Annotated in this window: 15 protein-coding genes; 7 read left to right on the plus strand and 8 right to left on the minus strand. The window is 64.7% G+C overall.

All coding sequences use genetic code 11. The features are described 5' to 3' along the window. The first annotated feature begins 127 nt into the window (after window positions 1–127). Window positions 128–1,036 carry an AEC family transporter gene (locus tag ACSFDB_RS12835; RefSeq protein WP_440771375.1) on the plus strand — a complete coding sequence of 303 codons (909 nt, stop codon included), beginning with the start codon at window positions 128–130 and terminating at the stop codon, window positions 1,034–1,036. Between the two features lie 59 nt (window positions 1,037–1,095). Here the strand turns inward: ACSFDB_RS12835 and ACSFDB_RS12840 are convergent, their stop codons facing one another. From ACSFDB_RS12840 to ACSFDB_RS12855, 4 genes are all read right to left on the minus strand, one after another. After that, the gene (locus ACSFDB_RS12840) at window positions 1,096–1,887 is read right to left on the minus strand and encodes a hypothetical protein (protein WP_440771376.1); all 792 of its coding nucleotides are present in this window, start codon (window positions 1,885–1,887) and stop codon (window positions 1,096–1,098) included. A 102-nt stretch (window positions 1,888–1,989) separates the two neighbouring features. After that, a complete protein-coding gene (locus tag ACSFDB_RS12845; RefSeq protein ID WP_440771377.1) occupies window positions 1,990–2,772 on the minus strand; it encodes a YihY/virulence factor BrkB family protein in 783 nt (260 codons plus the stop codon). A 120-nt stretch (window positions 2,773–2,892) separates the two neighbouring features. Continuing rightward, window positions 2,893–3,669 (minus strand): CAP domain-containing protein, encoded by a 777-nt coding sequence (locus tag ACSFDB_RS12850; RefSeq protein WP_440771378.1) that lies wholly within the window; start codon window positions 3,667–3,669, stop codon window positions 2,893–2,895. A gap of 106 nt (window positions 3,670–3,775) precedes the next feature. After that, a complete protein-coding gene (locus tag ACSFDB_RS12855) occupies window positions 3,776–4,078 on the minus strand; it encodes a lycopene cyclase domain-containing protein (protein ID WP_440771379.1) in 303 nt (100 codons plus the stop codon). A gap of 141 nt (window positions 4,079–4,219) precedes the next feature. Between ACSFDB_RS12855 and ACSFDB_RS12860 the strand changes: the two genes are divergently transcribed. Then, complete coding sequence (locus ACSFDB_RS12860; RefSeq protein ID WP_440771380.1) at window positions 4,220–5,377, plus strand: CBS domain-containing protein; 1,158 nt, start codon at window positions 4,220–4,222, stop codon at window positions 5,375–5,377. A 200-nt stretch (window positions 5,378–5,577) separates the two neighbouring features. Here the strand turns inward: ACSFDB_RS12860 and radB are convergent, their stop codons facing one another. Continuing rightward, window positions 5,578–6,285, minus strand: a complete 708-nt coding sequence (radB, locus tag ACSFDB_RS12865) for a DNA repair and recombination protein RadB (protein ID WP_440771381.1) — start codon at window positions 6,283–6,285, stop codon at window positions 5,578–5,580. 592 nt (window positions 6,286–6,877) lie between these two features. On the opposite strand from radB, the gene ACSFDB_RS12870 reads away from it, so the two are divergent. Next, window positions 6,878–7,648: a hypothetical protein gene (locus ACSFDB_RS12870; protein ID WP_440771382.1), complete on the plus strand. Its 771-nt coding sequence runs from the start codon at window positions 6,878–6,880 to the stop codon at window positions 7,646–7,648. A gap of 217 nt (window positions 7,649–7,865) precedes the next feature. Here ACSFDB_RS12870 and ACSFDB_RS12875 read toward each other — a convergent pair whose 3' ends face one another. The 3 genes from ACSFDB_RS12875 to ACSFDB_RS12885 form a co-directional block, all read right to left on the minus strand. After that, entirely contained in the window at window positions 7,866–9,710 is a 1,845-nt protein-coding gene (locus tag ACSFDB_RS12875) for a PGF-CTERM sorting domain-containing protein (protein WP_440771383.1), read from the minus strand. Between the two features lie 671 nt (window positions 9,711–10,381). After that, entirely contained in the window at window positions 10,382–11,098 is a 717-nt protein-coding gene (locus ACSFDB_RS12880) for a phosphatase PAP2 family protein (protein ID WP_440771384.1), read from the minus strand. 224 nt (window positions 11,099–11,322) lie between these two features. Beyond that, window positions 11,323–11,964 carry a DUF8159 domain-containing protein gene (locus ACSFDB_RS12885; protein ID WP_440771385.1) on the minus strand — a complete coding sequence of 214 codons (642 nt, stop codon included), beginning with the start codon at window positions 11,962–11,964 and terminating at the stop codon, window positions 11,323–11,325. A gap of 199 nt (window positions 11,965–12,163) precedes the next feature. On the opposite strand from ACSFDB_RS12885, the gene ACSFDB_RS12890 reads away from it, so the two are divergent. The 4 genes from ACSFDB_RS12890 (at window position 12,164) to aglF (ending at window position 16,068) form a co-directional block, all read left to right on the plus strand. After that, window positions 12,164–12,376 (plus strand): hypothetical protein, encoded by a 213-nt coding sequence (locus ACSFDB_RS12890; RefSeq protein WP_440771386.1) that lies wholly within the window; start codon window positions 12,164–12,166, stop codon window positions 12,374–12,376. A gap of 2 nt (window positions 12,377–12,378) precedes the next feature. Continuing rightward, window positions 12,379–13,284, plus strand: coding sequence for a PGF-CTERM sorting domain-containing protein (locus tag ACSFDB_RS12895; RefSeq protein WP_440771387.1), 906 nt, complete (start codon window positions 12,379–12,381; stop codon window positions 13,282–13,284). A 276-nt stretch (window positions 13,285–13,560) separates the two neighbouring features. Then, window positions 13,561–14,898 carry a MarR family transcriptional regulator gene (locus tag ACSFDB_RS12900; protein ID WP_440771388.1) on the plus strand — a complete coding sequence of 446 codons (1,338 nt, stop codon included), beginning with the start codon at window positions 13,561–13,563 and terminating at the stop codon, window positions 14,896–14,898. A 396-nt stretch (window positions 14,899–15,294) separates the two neighbouring features. Next, a complete protein-coding gene (gene aglF / locus ACSFDB_RS12905) occupies window positions 15,295–16,068 on the plus strand; it encodes a UTP--glucose-1-phosphate uridylyltransferase AglF (RefSeq protein ID WP_440771389.1) in 774 nt (257 codons plus the stop codon). Window positions 16,069–16,083: the final 15 nt, after the last annotated feature.

The following is a 16,083-nucleotide window of genomic DNA, read 5'->3' on the forward strand; positions in this document are numbered from 1 at the left end:
ACCTGTCGGTCGGTAGCCGAAGGTGTCGACACGCCGATCGGTCGACTCGCCATTCGTTCCCTGTCACGTGTTCGCACAGTCGGCCGTAACCGAACGGTAAAAACGTCCGAGTCGACTCGAGACCGCTGTGGAAGTCCTCGGCCGGCTCGTGGCGTTGCTCGTCGTGCTCCTGCTCGGAACCGGGCTTCGAGCCTCCGGTGTCCTCGACGCCGGCCGAACCGCGTCGCTGAACGCCGTGGCTTACTACGTCGCGCTGCCGGCACTGATCTTCGTCTCGACGTACGATCAGTCGGTCGGCGACCTGCTCTCGCCGATGCTGATCGGCGGATTGCTGTTCGTGCTGTTCGCGACGGCCGGACTGGCGTGGTTCGTCCACCGCAACCGGGAGTCGACCGGACAGCGCAGCGTGGCGATCATCCAGTCCTATCACTCGAACCTCGGCTACCTCGGGCTCCCGCTGGTCGCGGCCACCTTCGGGTCGGGGGTCACCGCGGTCGCGAGCGTGATTCTCGGTGTTTTGTCGCTGGTACAGGTCCCGCTGACGATCGTTCTCCTCTCGACGCTCAACGAAGCCGACGCGGCTATCGGCGACGAGCTTCGCGGACTCGCGACGAATCCCGTACTGGTCGCGCTGTTCTGCGGTCTCTCGGTCGGTTCGCTCGGCCTCGCAGTCCCCGGAACCGTCGCCGTCGGGCTCGACGCCGCCGGCTCGCTCGCACTCCCACTGGCCTTACTCTGCGTCGGCGCGACGCTCCAGTTAGACCTCCCAACAGTCGATCTCGGCGCGACGGGCTCCATCGTCGCGCTGAAGATTGTCTGCATGCCCGCGCTCGCGTGGCTCGTCTTCTCGACGCTGCCGGTCGACTCAGCGACGTTCACCGCGTCGGTCGTGATGTTAGGGACGCCGACGGCCGTCTCGACGTACGTCTTCGCGTCCGAACTCGGCGGTGACACGGAGTTCGCCTCGCTGAACGTCTTCGCGACGACGCTCGTCTCGATCCTGACACTGTTCGTGCTGATCACACTGGTCGGCTGAGGCGGCGTCGTACTCGAGAAAACAGGGGAAGGGGCGCTCCGAAAGATCCGTTCGCGTCGTTATCCGCCGAAGAGTCGCTTGAGTCGTCCGACCAATCCGGGAGAGTCGGCCTTGTCCTCCCCGTCGTCGCTCAAGTCACCCTCGTCGCGCGGAATCGAACCCGCGAGCGGGCCGGCGTCGTCACCGAGGTCGGATCCGGAAGCCGCGCTCGAGCCGCTGGTTTTCGACTGGGCCTGCGTGGCCTCGAGGTCGTCCATCGAAAGCTCGATTTCGTCGACGTCGGGCGTCGACTCGCGCCCGTCACCCGCTTCGGCTGCCCGAACGTCCGCGCCGGTGACGCTGCCGGTTTCGATGCGGGCGGCCAGCTCATCGATCGACTCGTTTTCGTCCTCCGTGCGGGCCGTCTCGGCCTGGAGAGAGGAGGCCGCCGCGTCGACCGACGATGTGGCGTCTGCATCCGTGTTCGCGCCGTCAGCGTCCGTTTCGCTATCGTCCGAATGTTCTTCGATGTCCGCTTCCGTTTCGGTACCGTCCGTATCCGGCTCCGTATCGGTTTCGACGCTCGAGTCGGTGTCGGTCGCTGCGTCCTCGGTTGCCGGAACCTCGTCCTCGTCGAACTCGACCGTCGTGGATCCTTCGTCCTCGGTCGGCGCCGGAGACTCGCTCGAGCCCGTCGCGTTCGCTTTCGTCTCGCCGAGCGAGTCGAGGATGTCGTCGACGCTCTGGTCGGAGACGACGCGCCGAGGACCGCCGCTCGGTGCGAGGGCGTCGCCGTCCGCGTCGTCCGCCGACTCGCTCGCGTCGGCACTCGAGTCAGGGGCGGCGGACCGCCGTGACTGGTCGTCGCTCATTGTGGAGGTCTGGCCGTGCCGGAACCATAACTGTTCCCCACGGCGGTGGTGGCCGATGACCGGGGCCGTCCCTACCCGTTCCAGTGTCCCGTTTTCGGCCGCCTACTCGGCGAAGCGACGCTCCGAGAGGACGACGTTGAGCACCGCGCCGAACAGGATGAGCATGCCGGCGAAGTAGAGCCAGGTGACGAAGAGGAGGACGGCGCCGACCGCCCCGTAGGCCTGATACTGGCCGGCGTTGGCCGCGTACAGCTGGAACCCGGCCTGAAGGACCGTCCATCCGACGGCGGCGAAGACGGCCCCGGGAAGGATCTCGAGCGCGTCGACCGGAACCGGCGGCAACACGTAGTAGATCGGGAAGAAGACGAGAACGAGCCCGACCAGCAACACGGCCCAGCTCAGAAGCCCGGCGAACGGGACGACGTCGGCCGCGAGCCCGATCACCGTCCCGATACCGATCATGAGCGCCAGAGCACCGACACCGGCGAGAATCACGGTGGCACCGTCTTTGAGCTGGTCGACGAGCGTGTCCTCGCCGGTCCGGTCGTAGACGGTGTCGAAGGCCCGACTGAGCCCCCGAAAGACCTTGAGCGCACCCCACGAGGCGACGCCGAGGGCGACGATCGTCGCCTCCGCGCGACCGGATTCCGTCGTCAGCGCCTCGAGCACGAGATCTTCGCCCGCCTCGGGGAGGAAGTCGCCGGCGACCAGAATCAGCCGTTCGGCGGCGTCTTCCCCGCCGAGAAACGAGCCGACGACGAGCGCGAGGATCACCAGCGGGATCAGCGAGACGAAGGCGTAGTAGGCAAAGCCGGCCGCGAGAAATGAGATATCGCGGTCGGTCGCCGTTCGATAGACTGACTTCGCCGTCTCAGGAACGTCCATACTGGAACCCGGGGGATCCAGCCTCAAAGCTCTGTCAATCCGGCACAGATTCCGGGTCGGGTGAGTGTCGGCTCAGACATCAACCGATCGTGCAGCCGGACTCGAGACGGTACCGGTCGGTCAGTACTCGCGACAGAAGTTGTGCGACGCGTAGGCCTCGCCGTCGTCAGTGAGGTAGACGCCAACGCCGGCTCGGTCCCAATCGGGCACGCCGTCTTCCTCGAGGATCGCCTGTCGGTGCGGCGTGGAGTTCATCCACTGATCGACGAGTCCGTTTGCGAGTTCCTCCGCGGTCTCGTGACGGTCGGTTTCGTCCGTGTCGGGGTTCTGGACGGGTCGATCGATGTAGGTCAGGGCGATGTTCTCGCCGTATCCTCGACAGTAGTCGTCGACGTCGTTGAACCGGTCCATCGGCTGTTCGCCGTCGGGGGTGACGTGGTCGAAGTAGTCGCGTTCGGCCATGTCGTAACTGTGGGCGCGGGAGACGGAGGCGACCGTGCCGTCCCACTCGAGGGGCTCGAGGCCGTGTTCGGCCCGCCGCTCGTTGACCTCCGCGTGGACGAAGTCCTCGACGGTCTCTGAATCGATCGTTTCGACGTCCGCATCGTACGTCGAGTTACCGGGGTCGTCCGGGTCCGTGACGTTCGGATCGCGATCGCCGGCCGGTGGCGGATCGGAACTGGGCGACGGCTGCGTCCCGATATCGACGCCGTTGGGGCTCTCGAACTCATCGACGCCGCCGAGATCGTCGATAACCGTCGGTGCGAACAGCACGGCGCCGAACGCGAGCGCGCCGATCAGCGCGACGGCGACGAAAAATCGAAGGATCCCCCGAAGCAGGGCTCTATCGGTGGGATCGCTGTCGTTCGGATCGGTCGACGGACGCCGGTCTTCCATCGTCCGTACGGTCGTGAAGCCGGGATAAGACAGTCGTGGTCCATTGCAGCGACTGACACTCGAGTCGTCGCCGTAGGTGGCGATTACTCTCCGCCGAAGATGGAGACTACTCGTCGCCGAAGATGGTTTCGTGGAAGCCGATGACGAGTCCGGGAACGACGGCCATGAAGAGGTGTTCCTCGAGCGGAATCCCTGCGATATCGATCCCAGTCCGAAGCTTGATGTCGAAGACGCCGACGGCGAGGGTGTAGCGGTCCCAGAGGTAGGCGATGGGATACAGCGCGAGGATCGTCACGGCGGCCTTCCGGAGCGCGTTCGCTCGGTGGAGCAACACGAGGGCGACGCTTCCCCAGACCAGTTCCGTCGCGAGGTAGGTGTACCGACCGAGTACGCTGATATCGGGTGCCATTACGTTTCCTACGGGCGCGATGTCCAAAACGGTCGGCCCTGCTTCGACGATCGACCTTGCTTCGACGATTGGGCTCGTTTCCACCCGGACAGAACGTGCGGTATGTTCAAAAGCCCGGCGACAGTATACACGAACAGAACGATGAATATCGCTGATATCGCCACCAAGGAGTACATCGAAGTCGACGTCGGGCAGCGTATGGGGAAGGTTCGTTCTACGTTCGAGAACGGCAACCCCAAGGGAATTATCGTCACGGACGACGGGGCGTACGAGGGGGTCATCAGCGAGCGGGAGGTCCTCCAGTCACACGTCGAAGACGACGCGAAGGTGGCGGCGCTGATCAAACCGAGCCGGAACGACCCGGCACCGAAGATCGACCGCCAGGAGAACGTCCGGGAGGCCGCACGCCTGCTGATCGAGAGCAACTCGAAGGTCGCACCGGTGTTCGAGCACGACGAACTCTGGGGCGTCATCACCGACGATGCCATCCTCGAGGCCGTCCTCGAGAATCTAGACGCGCTTTCCGTCGAGGACATCTACACCGACGATCCGGTTACCCTCCAAGAGGACGACGGGATCGGCAAGGCGATCAACTACCTGCGAGAGAACGGTATCTCTCGACTCCCCGTCCTCAACGAGAACGGCTTTCTCACCGGCGTCGTGACCACTCACGACATCGCGGACTTCGTCATCCGGGAGAACCACACGACGACGACGGGCGACCGCGTCGGCGACTCCCAGCGCCTGCTCGACGTCCCCGTCTACGACATCATGAACAGCCCCGTCGTGACCACGACGCTCGACGTGACGGCCAAGGAGGCCGTCGAAACGATGCTCGAGAAGGACTACGCCGGGCTGATGGTCACCCCCGACGACGACGACCGCGTGGTCATCGGCGTCATCACCAAGACCGACGTCCTGCGCGCGCTCACGTTCACCGAGGAGGAGCACATGGACGTCCAGATCACCAACATCTCGATGCTCGACACCATCACCCGGGAGTCGATCGTCCAGAGCATCGAGGAGGTCGCCGACAAGTACGCCGACATGCAGGTGATGCACGCTCACGTCCGATTCCACGAGCACAACGAGAAGCTCCGAGGCACGCACCTCGTCCAGTGTCAGATCCGCCTTCGGACCAACAAGGGCCAGGTCGCCGGCACCGGCGAGGGCTACGGCGCCGAGAACAGCTTCCGCGTCGCCGTCGACAAACTCGAGCGCAACGTCTTGGAGGTCAAAGGCGTCACCAGCGACGAGGAGTACCGCGGCCAGCTGCTCCGGAAGCTGAACGAGCTGTAGGCGTTCCGACTGCTCGATTTCACGATTTTTGCTGCCGGCTACCGAACGCGCCAGCGAGTGTGCCGCCCTGCAACCGGCTCGTCGCCCTACAACCGGCTCGTCGCCCTGCAACCGGCTCGTCGCCCTACAACCGGCTCGTCGCCCTGCAACCGGCTCGTCGCCCTACAACCGGCTCGTCGCCCTACAACCGGCTCGTCGCCCTACAACCGGCTCGAGTCGTCGCCGCCTTCCAGCCCCGAGTCCGTGATCCGGAACTGGACGGACTCGCCGACGGCTTTCGAGCGGTGTTTCTCGAGCGTGGCTCGCCGGTTTCCGCCGCGGAATCGCTCGAGGCGGAGGACGACGCCGGTCCAGTGCTCCAACGTATTTCCGCCGAGCGCGCGCGTGCGGTCGGCCTCGGGATCCGCGAACACCTGGTTCGTCAGGACGACCGCGAGGTCGTGCTTGCGTGCGAGCGAGAGCAGGTGGGTTACCTGTCGGGCGACGCCGCGGAGCGCCTCGCCGTCGTCGTTATCGCCGGTTCGCTCGAGGCGGTAGAAGCCGGTCGCGCTGTCGAGGACGATCAGGTCGGCGCGCTCGGCGAACTCCTCGGCGTCGCGGACCGCCTCGGACTGCTCCTCGAAGTCCAGCGCATCCTCGATAACGATTCGGGACGCCGCCGCCTCGACGTCGTCTTCGCCGACGCGCGCGGTGAGTAACTGCTGAAAGCGGTCGACCGAGACGCCTTCGGTGTCGATGTAGACGGCGGTGCCGTCGTCCGCGGCCGTCTCGACCGCCGCCGAGAGCGCGAGGTTCGTCTTTCCTGCGGCCGGCGGGCCGTACACCTGCGTGACGGTCCCGCGTTCGAATCCCCCACCGAGTAACTCGTCGACCGGGGCACAGCCGGTCGGGATCGCCTCGTCGTTCACGATCTGAATTGGCAGGAGACGTGCAAAAAGCCCCCGGAATACGTCGATGATCGGCCGAATCGCTATCTGAAGGCGGGTTTCGAGCGGACTCGAGTAACTCGTAGAACGCCCCCACTCTCTTCGGACCGATCGAATCACGTGCGGTGGCGCGCGCCGGATCGCGGCGAACGTGAAGTGAGACGCGGTCCGTTGCCGTGCGAGGGATGAGCGAACGACCATGGGGAGTGAGCGAATCGGCTGGGGAGGACGTGGCAACCCTAGTTGCCACGAGTCGCAGAACACTCAGCACACCTTCGGTTTCTCTCGAGTTCTAGTTGCCCCATTCGTAGACGAACGTATCGGATCTGTTCTCGCGAGGGATTTCTGAAGCGAACGTGTTCTGCTACCGCTGGCAACGATGATTTCCACGACCTCCCCAGCCGATTCGTTCGCTCGCCCTGCTCGCTCACTCATCCCTCGCGCAACTCGTCACCCGCCCTCGCTATCGCTCGGTCGGCTGATGGCGCGCGCCACCACATTCCGGTTCTTCAGTCTGGAGCACCAACCGGGCAGGTCGCGTACGTTTATTCACGCTCGAGACCAACACCGACACGTGATCGTCGTCGCCACGTCAGATTTCGAGGTGTACCACGGCGTCGTCAACGAGCTACGGGATCGCGGCTCCGTGTTCACGACCGTCGAACCCGACGCCGAACTGCCCGAGCACACGACGGTCGTCGTCACCGGCGCCGACAACGCCGACGCCTTCGCGGGCGTGACGACGATCGTCGCCGACCCGGACAACCCCAGACGCACCGTCGACCAAGCGCTAACGGCGGTCCGCGGGGACGGCGGCCGGACGATCATCGGCGTCGATCCGGGACGCAAACCCGGTATCGCCATCCTCGCGGGAGAAATGGTCGTCGCGGCCTTTCAGGTTCCCATCTCCGACGCTGTGGACGTCATTCAGCGCGAGGCCGACGAGGCGACTTCGCCCGTCGTCCGCATCGGCGACGGCTCCCGCCTCGAGAGCGCCAAACTCGTCAACGACCTCGAGGACGTCACGGTCGAACTCGTCGACGAGACGGGGACGACGCCCTACCTCGGCACGGGCTCGAGGGGGATGGGCGACGTGCTGGCGGCGGTGAACATCGCGCGCCTCGAGGGCGAGGTGGTCGACACGCGCGAGATCGAGCCGACTGCGGGCGAGCTTCAGGTGATCAAGGATCGATCGCGCGAGCGGAGCGAGGAGAATCGGGCGATCGACGAGCTCCTGGCGCGTCGGGTCGCCGCCGGCGAGTTGACGATCGACGAAGCGCTCGCGGAACACCGCGGCGCGGACGATGGTATCGACGCCTCGGCGGCCGACGAGACGCTCGAGTGAGCGGTCGCGTACACTGTCGTCTCTCATTCGCGTACACTGTCGTCTGTCGCTGGATTATAGTCGTACCGAGCGTACACTGGCATCTCGTACTCGAGCCGTTGGCACACCCGTGGCACCGCTCTCGGTGGCAGTGAACGCGGAGAAAATGAATCGCTGAAATTGAATCGCCGAATCTCGCGGTCAATTCCGACCGGAGGCAATCTCTCGTGAGCGGTGCTCAGTGTTCGAATCGGGCGAACATCGCGGCGGCGAGCACTGCGACGAGTGCGACGACGACACCGAAGCCGGGCACGGAGTCGTCCTCTTTCTTCTGCTCGTCGTCATCGGCGTCGGACTCGCTCGCTTCGATGGTGGACTTGTCATCGTCGTCAGTCTTGTCCTCATCGTCGTCGGTCTTCTTCTCGTCATCGTCGTGGTCCTTCGCGTCCTCGTCCTCGTCAGCGTCGTCGCCGACTGCGCCTTCGGCGACGGACGCCGATTCAGCGGACGTGAACTGGACGTTCTCGTTCTCCTGCATCGTCATCTGGAACGCGAAGGCGTCGCCGGCGTCTTCGGCGACTGCGAGCGCGTTGTTCGACTGCAGGTTCGTCTGTGCGACTTCCTGGCTCTGTTCGACATCGGCGCTCGAGTACTGCTCAACGTCGTTGAGCTGCTCGTTGTCGCCGTCGTAGTCGAAGGTCGTGCTGTTGGCGTCGGCGAGGCCGTCACCGTTGACCATCGCGGTCGTCGTCGAGGTCTTCACCGCACCCTCGTACTGGTCCTTGGCCTCGTCGTAGTCGATCTCCTCGTCTTCCAGGAAGACGTTCAGCGCTTCGGCGGAGCCGATCTGCGCGTTAACGTTCTGCTGGAAGGTCAGCTGAACGGCTTCGGCCGTGCTGCCGTCCGTGGCGATCGCCTGGGCCGAGCTGTCGAGGTTGATGTTCACCTGTTCGACGCTCTGGTACTGCGTGACGTTCGCTTCGGCGGTCTGGCCGACGTCGCTGGCCTCATCGCCTTTCAGTTCGGTGTCGCTGTACTCTTCGTCGGCGTCCTGGGTCACGACGTCGGTCGCGCCGTTGGCGCTCGCGGTCGCGACGTGCATCCCGGCGGAGTCCATCAGGACGTTCATGGCTTCGGCGGTGCCGAGCTGTTCGTTCAGGTTCGTCTGGTCGGTGATCTGGACGGCGGTCGCGGAGGAGTCCTCACCGACTGCGATCGCGATCGCGCTGCCCATCTGGACGCTGTTTACTTGCTCGACCTCCTGAATCTGTTCGACGGATGCGTCAGCGTCCTGCTCCGCGCTCGGAGCCGTGCTGTCACCGTCGTACTTCTTGTGTTCGTCGTGGAGGTCCTTGTCGCCCTCGAGGTCGGCGCCGTAGACGTTCGTCGCGCTTGCGTAGCCTTCCTGGAGGTTGATGTTGGACTGCTCGGTCATCTGCACCGCGGTCGCCTCGCTGCCGTTCTCCGCGAACGCGAGTGCGGTGTTGTTCTGGACGATGTTCGCCTGGTTGACTGCCTGGGCCTGGCTGACGGAGGCTTCAGCCGTCTGGCTGACAGTCGTCTCGCCGTCGTCGTCAACGGCGCCCCAGCCGTTGTACTCCTGACCGTTCTCGTCGCCCATGACCACGTAGACGTCACCGACTTCTTCGATGGTCGTCTCCTGGCTGACACCCGCGTTGTTCTCCGCGGACGCGTCACCCTCCTGGGTGTTCGCGTTCTGCTGGTTCACTTCCTGAATGGCCGTGGCCTCGGCGCCGTCCATCGCGATGGCGACGGCTTCACCTTGTTCGTTGATGTTAACCTGGCCAACGTCCTGGTACTGGATCACTTCGGAGACGGTGTCCTGGTCAGCTGCGGGTTCACCAGGGTTGTCCGTCACGTGATCGTCAATAAACTCCTCGACCGATTGATCGCCGAGGTCGACGCCGAAGACGAGGTAGACGTCCTCCCCGTTCTCCATCGTGTGCACTGTTCGATCCGAATCCATACTCCCGTTCGCGCCCACGGTGCCGGCCATCCCGACCATCGAGATGGCGACCATCAGGGCGACGAATACTGTCGTAAGCTGTGATCGTCTGTTCATGGTTATTGTCGCATCAGCTTTGAAACGACCTGTGAGGGTCTTTCTCCGCTGAATGTCTGCGACGCAAACCAGTCTATCCCGAAGATGGTCTTTGTTATCTGTTGGTTGCCCTGAATAAGAAGCCGGCTAGAGATCTATTGGCGGTCCCTTCCGTCCGACAGTGAACTGTTTTCACGCCGGGTCAGTCGCCGGTCGGTGCCCGCGGGAGTGTACTGCGGTAACATTTTGAAACCGCAGTACGTGATCGGTATGAACGCGATCTCGTTGCGGATCGACGCGACTCACCGGACCGTTTTGGACTGGTTACTCGCGGCGACTTTCAGCGTCTGAGAACGGACTCGCCAGCGTTGCCGATTGCGCCCCGTCGTCACCACGGTCCGTTCGCTGCCGGCTCGGCGCTGGCCGTCTCGAGTGGCGGTTCGGACCCGGTGAGCGACGACGATCACCCAGTCGTCGCGCTGTTCGCTCCGCGTTCCGGTACTGGTCTCGGCGCATTCCGCCGACGATCGCGGGTTTCGCCAGTGGTCGCTTCGGGTTCGACGACGACACCGTCCTCGAGAGCACTCAGCCGGCGACGATGCCGCTCGCGTGGCCGACCATCGCGACGATCTGGCCGCTGCGTTCCGCACAGCAGTTGGGCGGCGGAGAGCCGGTCGCCGGCGCAAAAGACGTTACGTGACCGATTGCCAGGCCGCCCGAACCGACGGGAGGGTCGTGAGCCACCAGCCGACGGCCCCGCCGACGCAGCCGACGAACGCCAGCCAGCCGTCGGCGTCGCCGCCGGTCGAAAGCACCGCGACGCCGCCGAGCACCGCCGCGCCGGCGAACGCCAGCCTGGGCTCGCGGCCGGTGACCACTGCGACGAGAACGAGATAGCCGATCCCCAACCCGACCGACGCGAGCACGTCGACGAGGTAGTGGACGCCGAGTGCGAGCCGGGAGAAGCCGACGAGCCCCACCAGTATCGCGGCCAGACCGAACCGCTGGCGACGGGTAAATCGCGCTCCCCAGAGCGCAAGTGCACCCCAGAGTACGGTGGCTGCCATCGTGTGCCCGCTCGGGAACCCGTCTCCCTCTCGCGGGACCGCCTGTACCGATTCGGGCGGCCGCGGGAATCCGAGGGTCGTCTTCACGACGAGCGTCAGCGCCAGCCCGCCGAGGACGACGGCCGAGACGAACGCGACGCGATCCGAGACGAGTCGATCGGAGCCCCGCCGAACGGATCGGTAGAGGTCTGCGGTGACGAACACCAGTAACACGCCGACGACGACGAGTTCGTCACCGAACAGCGCCGCGAGTTCGAAAAGCGGGACGGACCACTCCGGGAGGACGTCTCGAATGTATTCGGTCACGCCGACAGAGCGATCCAAAGCGAGCTGTGATAGCATAGGGCTGAACGACGACGGGCGAACCCAACTCGTCACCTTCGACGTTTCCCTTCCCGACAAATAACCTTTCGAAGCGATGGCCTCGGTGTCTCGTTCACGACTCGAGGATTGCCGTCGAATCGAGGCACGCTCGACGACGATTCGATTCGTTTTGACCGTTTCGCCGAAACGCCGCGAGGAATTGATCGAGTGGGGGAAAACAGATCACACCGGTCGCAACCACGTCACGCGGATTCGACCGTCTCTAGCACCCGTTCGTAGACGTCATCCACAGTGAGTTCGCCCTCGAGATAGGCCGCTGCCCACTCGGATTCCACGTGCCAGTGGGTCTGCTCGCCGTCGTCCTCGTCGACGGCGGTGACGTCCATCCGCTCTGCCTCGAGTCCACCCTCGACGATATCGATGTACACGCCGATGAGCGTCCCCACCTCGTCGGTGAACTCGTCGTCCGTCTCGGTGGTATCGGCGTACTCCACGACAAACTCGTCGTCGACCATCTCCGTCGAGGTTACGTTGACACCCCAGTGGGACGTGATCGTCTCGAAGAATACGAGCAGTTCGGCGTCGGAGTACTCTTCCGACGCAGTGGCCTCGTCGGGTTCCGCCCCGTCAGCGCCGGGCCCCTGATAGGATTCGGTACCGCTCGAGCCGGCGTCGCCGACGAACAGCATCCCGCCGGAGAGGACCACGCTCCAGAGGACGAGCGCGTAGAGACCAGCGATAACGCCGGTCTGGACGCCGCCACCGGCGTCGACGCCGGGAAGCTCCGACAGTCGTCCCGCCACGTTCCGATAGTTCGACGCCACGGCTACCACCGTGAGTATCGACAAGAGCACGACGACGGCCGCCAGGACCAGCCAACCCATGTGCGTCCGTGGTAGGCTCCAGCATATTGTTAATGATGGAGCCACAGTTCGATAATTTGCTATTAGTTGTGAGTATCAATACCGCGAGCGTGACGAACTCGAGGAGGACGTTCCGGGGAACTCGGACCGGCGAGGAAGCACGCGACTAGCGGCTGTACGCTGCTCATATATAGGATGATTGACGCTGTGTTGCAACCCGATGGTGACGCCTTTCACCCCGACCGATCGATTCGCCGACGCCGGAGACGGCGGGCCGCCACCGAACAGCGGCGACCTCGCTCGTGATGACCCCGAGGCCGGTGACGGCCTCGCCAGTAACGAGCCCGAGGCGAGACCGACGCCAGCCGGACGGGAGCCCGCGACGGCCGCGCTCGCCCCGCTCGAGACCGAACCGGCCGTCTCGAGGGGATAACCGTGGCACTGACGCGCAACGCCCTCGGTCGTCCCGCGTTCGTCGCCGGCGTGCTCGCCGTCGGCGCCGTGCTCGCGGTCGCCCTGCTCGCCGGGCTCGCGATCGGCGACGGCAGCGGCGGGGGAGACTCGGCGCTCGAGACCGAGGCGACGATTCAGGACAACGTGAGCGAGGACGCCTACGTCGAACCCGCTCCCGAGGAAGGGGATCTGTTTTTCGAGGAGCGCGCTGGCGACGATAGCTGGGTGAGCTACGTCAATCCGCGCGACGAGTACCGGGACCCGAACCTGGGTCAGGGGTCGGGGCAGATCTGCGTGACGCTGCTCAACGAAGCCGGCCAGCCGATCGTCGGCGAGAGCGTTCCGAACACGACGGCGACGATTCCGACCGGCGAGTCGCTGGAGTGGCACTCCGACGCCGATCCGTTCGTCGTCGAGTTCCCGCTGACCGACAACTACGTCCGGCCGCTCGACAGCGATCAGTTCGGGACGAATCCGGATCTGCCACAGGGCGACGGTTACATGGATTCACACTGCCTCGAGTGGCACGGCCTGCCGGAGGACGAGACCGTCGAGTACGGCGAGGTCGAACTCGAGGGCGAACACGCGGACGATATCGAGGTCGTCGGCTACATCCAACAGGCCCACCAGGCCTGGGAGACGGACGTCCACCCGATCGGGGACGCCGAATCCTACGAGGCGACTGAGGGCGGCTGGACCTACGAGACCGAGGGCTCGCACGGCCAGACCGTCGTGGTCTTGCAGTTGAACGGGGACGTAGCCGACCAACAGAGCCACGGCGAGACAGACGACGACGGACTGGCCGACGGCGTTGGCGGCTGGGTCGGGCTCGGAGCGATCGCCGCCCTCGTCGCGCTGGCGGGCGTCGCGTTCAGTCGGTACCGGTAGTCAGTCGCGTTCGCCCCGCACCCGGTGTTGTCGACTGGTCGCCCAGCGACTGATTACGCTCGGTTTACTAACAGATATCGGTGCACAGGGCGCCAGCGAGATCCGCTCGAGGACCGGTACTCAGATGACCTGACACTTCCGAGTAACATCCGACATACCGCGCGGAAACGCCCCAATAGAGCTGTACGGATCCGTGTATGTGTTGTCTCGCTGAAAAAATTATATCGGCGGGGTCGAGGTCTGTTGGCCTGAACCGTCGCTTCGGAGAGGTTGCACATGAGTCATTCATCACTATCAACTGGGGACACAGGTGAGCGGAGCACGAACGTCCCACGAGCGGTCATTCACAAGAAGATCCTCGACGTCGCGGAGTCACGGCCGACGGCATCGATGGAGGCGATCGCGGACGACGTCAGCGGTGCCACCGTCGCCATCGTCGACCAGGTCTTAGAGGAGTACGGCGATCCGGGCGAATCCGACGATCCGGACGAATTCGAGGACGCCAGCGACGACTCGAGTAGCGACGCCGAGATCGACGAGCGCCAGACGGACCGGACGTCCGACTCGTCGGCTACAGCAGGCGACCCACCCGAATCAGACGACGCGGAGTCAGCCATGACCGAACACGATAGCCAATCCGATACGGACCTCGAACTGTCGTTGGAACCGGACGACGTGACGGAGAAACAACGCGAGACGCTCGCGGAGATCTACAGACGACCGGAGGCGACGCAGGCGGCGCTCGCGGAGACCCTCGGCGTCAGTAGCGCGACGATCAGTCAGCGCGTGAACGCGATCGACGAGTTCCACTGGGCCGACCGCCACGCGTTCGTCGAGGTGCTGTTCGACGGCGGCGACTGGTTCGAGGACGACGCCGTCGAGGAGCCTGATCGGGACGGTCCGGAACCCGAGTCGGACCCCAACGCAGAGCGGACGGCAGTCGACAGCCCGGGGATCGACGACGAGGGGACCGACCTCGAGGAGCCGTCCGGGACCGACTCGAGCGCGACGAGCGACATCGACCGTGTGGCTCCCAGCGACGAACCGCCGGTGGATCGACGCCCGTCTACGAACGGGAGTGGCGCCGAGCGAGCCCAGCCTGGGGATGGACGTTCCGCCGATCGAGTCCAGTCCGTAGACGGGAGTTCCGTCGACCGAGCCGAGGCTGGAAACGCGAGTTCCGTCGACCGAGCCGAGCCTGCAGACGCGAGTGGCGTCGAACGGACCCAACCCGGTGCCGAGAGCAACGGCAGCGGGGACCCCACTGCCGGTCGTGGGCCGGGGCCGGAGTCACAGGGCGATAGCGGCGACGAATCTCACGCGTTCGCTCGAGCGTCGTCGGACGACGCTGTGCCGTCGGACGCTGGCACTCCGAGTGCTCCTGGTGACGAGTCGGTCACCGAACTCACCGAGCAACTCGAGGCGGTCACCCAGCGACTCGAGTCGCTGGAGCGGCGGCTCGAAGACGATTCCGCGTCGGAATCCGGGGCCCTGTCCGATCCCGAACTCGCACACAAGGTCGTCCACGCGTGTCTCTCCGCCGAGAACATCTCCGAGGACGAAGAGTTGCGACTCCTGAAGGAGATGGCAGCGACGGACTCCGCACAGACGTGAGGTGGGGACGTGGCTTCCAGTTGATCCGTGGGACCGTCCACGATTGTTTTCGGTGAGCTTCGATCCGCCACTAGTAGACGCGAGCCACTAGTCAATTCGATCAACCACTAGTCGATACGAACCGCTAGTACCTCCTGGCTACTAGTACACCGAAGCCACTAGTCGATACGTGCCTAGAGCTGTGTGATCACTCGAGCGGTGGAACGCCGAGTACGGCGTCGGCGCTGACCGCGAACGCGAGACGGACGAGACGGGATCGCCGTCTCCGTTAACGAAGGTGCGGGCGTCTCGAGCACCAGCCCCAGTGGCCCACAGACGGGTCGTCTCGGCGGCTTTCGTGCCCGGCCGCGAGTTCAGGGAACAGTTATTTATCGATCTTCCAACTGTGGGTCGCACATGCAAGCTGTTGTCTTGTCGGCAGGAAAGGGGACTCGACTTCGACCGCTGACCGAGGATAAACCGAAGTCCCTCGTCGAGGTCGACGGGCGGCCGATTATCGAGGACGTGTTCGATAATCTGCTCGAGGCCGGCGCGGACGAACTGATCGTGGTCGTCGGCTACCTGAAAGAGAAGATCATCAATCGGTACGGCGACGAGTACGAGGGGGTGCCGATCACCTACGCCCACCAGCGCGAACAGCGCGGGCTCGCCCACGCGATCTTGCAGGTCGAATCGCTCATCGACGACGACTTCATGCTCATGCTCGGGGACAACGTCTTCCGAGGGAACCTCGCGGACGTCAGAAACCGACAGCAGGAAGACCGCGCCGACGCGGCGTTCCTGGTCGAACAGGTGCCCTACGAGGAGGCGTCCCGGTACGGGGTGCTCGATACGAACGAGTACGGCGAGATCGTCGAGGTCGTCGAGAAGCCCGAGGAGCCGCCGTCGAATCTCGTGATGACCGGGTTCTACACGTTCACGCCGGCGATCTTCCACGCCTGTCACCTGGTCCAGCCCTCCGACCGCGGGGAGTACGAGCTCTCCGACGCGGTCGACCTGCTGATCCAGTCCGGCCGCACCATCGACGCGATTCGCTTGGACGGCTGGCGCGTCGACGTCGGCTACCCCGAGGATCGAGACCGCGCCGAGGAGCGACTCCGGGACGAAAGCGGCCGGCTCGCCGATCCGGGGACGGAGACCGAACAGGCGTCGCAGTCGACGACCGACTGAGCGGGTTCGAGCCGC

The organism is Natronorubrum amylolyticum, assembly GCF_052040145.1.
Lineage (GTDB): Archaea > Halobacteriota > Halobacteria > Halobacteriales > Natrialbaceae > Natronorubrum.

Bases quoted from the DNA above. Each gene is read 5' to 3' on its own strand.
- ACSFDB_RS12840 (WP_440771376.1), bottom strand. From the start codon at position 1,887: ATGAGCGACGACCAGTCACGGCGGTCCGCCGCCCCTGACTCGAGTGCC.
- ACSFDB_RS12845 (WP_440771377.1), bottom strand. From the start codon at position 2,772: ATGGACGTTCCTGAGACGGCGAAGTCAGTCTATCGAACGGCGACCGAC.
- ACSFDB_RS12850 (WP_440771378.1), bottom strand. From the start codon at position 3,669: ATGGAAGACCGGCGTCCGTCGACCGATCCGAACGACAGCGATCCCACC.
- ACSFDB_RS12855 (WP_440771379.1), bottom strand. From the start codon at position 4,078: ATGGCACCCGATATCAGCGTACTCGGTCGGTACACCTACCTCGCGACG.
- ACSFDB_RS12860 (WP_440771380.1), top strand. From the start codon at position 4,220: ATGAATATCGCTGATATCGCCACCAAGGAGTACATCGAAGTCGACGTC.
- ACSFDB_RS12875 (WP_440771383.1), bottom strand. From the start codon at position 9,710: ATGAACAGACGATCACAGCTTACGACAGTATTCGTCGCCCTGATGGTC.
- ACSFDB_RS12880 (WP_440771384.1), bottom strand. From the start codon at position 11,098: ATGCTATCACAGCTCGCTTTGGATCGCTCTGTCGGCGTGACCGAATAC.
- ACSFDB_RS12885 (WP_440771385.1), bottom strand. From the start codon at position 11,964: ATGGGTTGGCTGGTCCTGGCGGCCGTCGTCGTGCTCTTGTCGATACTC.
- ACSFDB_RS12890 (WP_440771386.1), top strand. From the start codon at position 12,164: ATGGTGACGCCTTTCACCCCGACCGATCGATTCGCCGACGCCGGAGAC.
- ACSFDB_RS12900 (WP_440771388.1), top strand. From the start codon at position 13,561: ATGAGTCATTCATCACTATCAACTGGGGACACAGGTGAGCGGAGCACG.
- aglF (WP_440771389.1), top strand. From the start codon at position 15,295: ATGCAAGCTGTTGTCTTGTCGGCAGGAAAGGGGACTCGACTTCGACCG.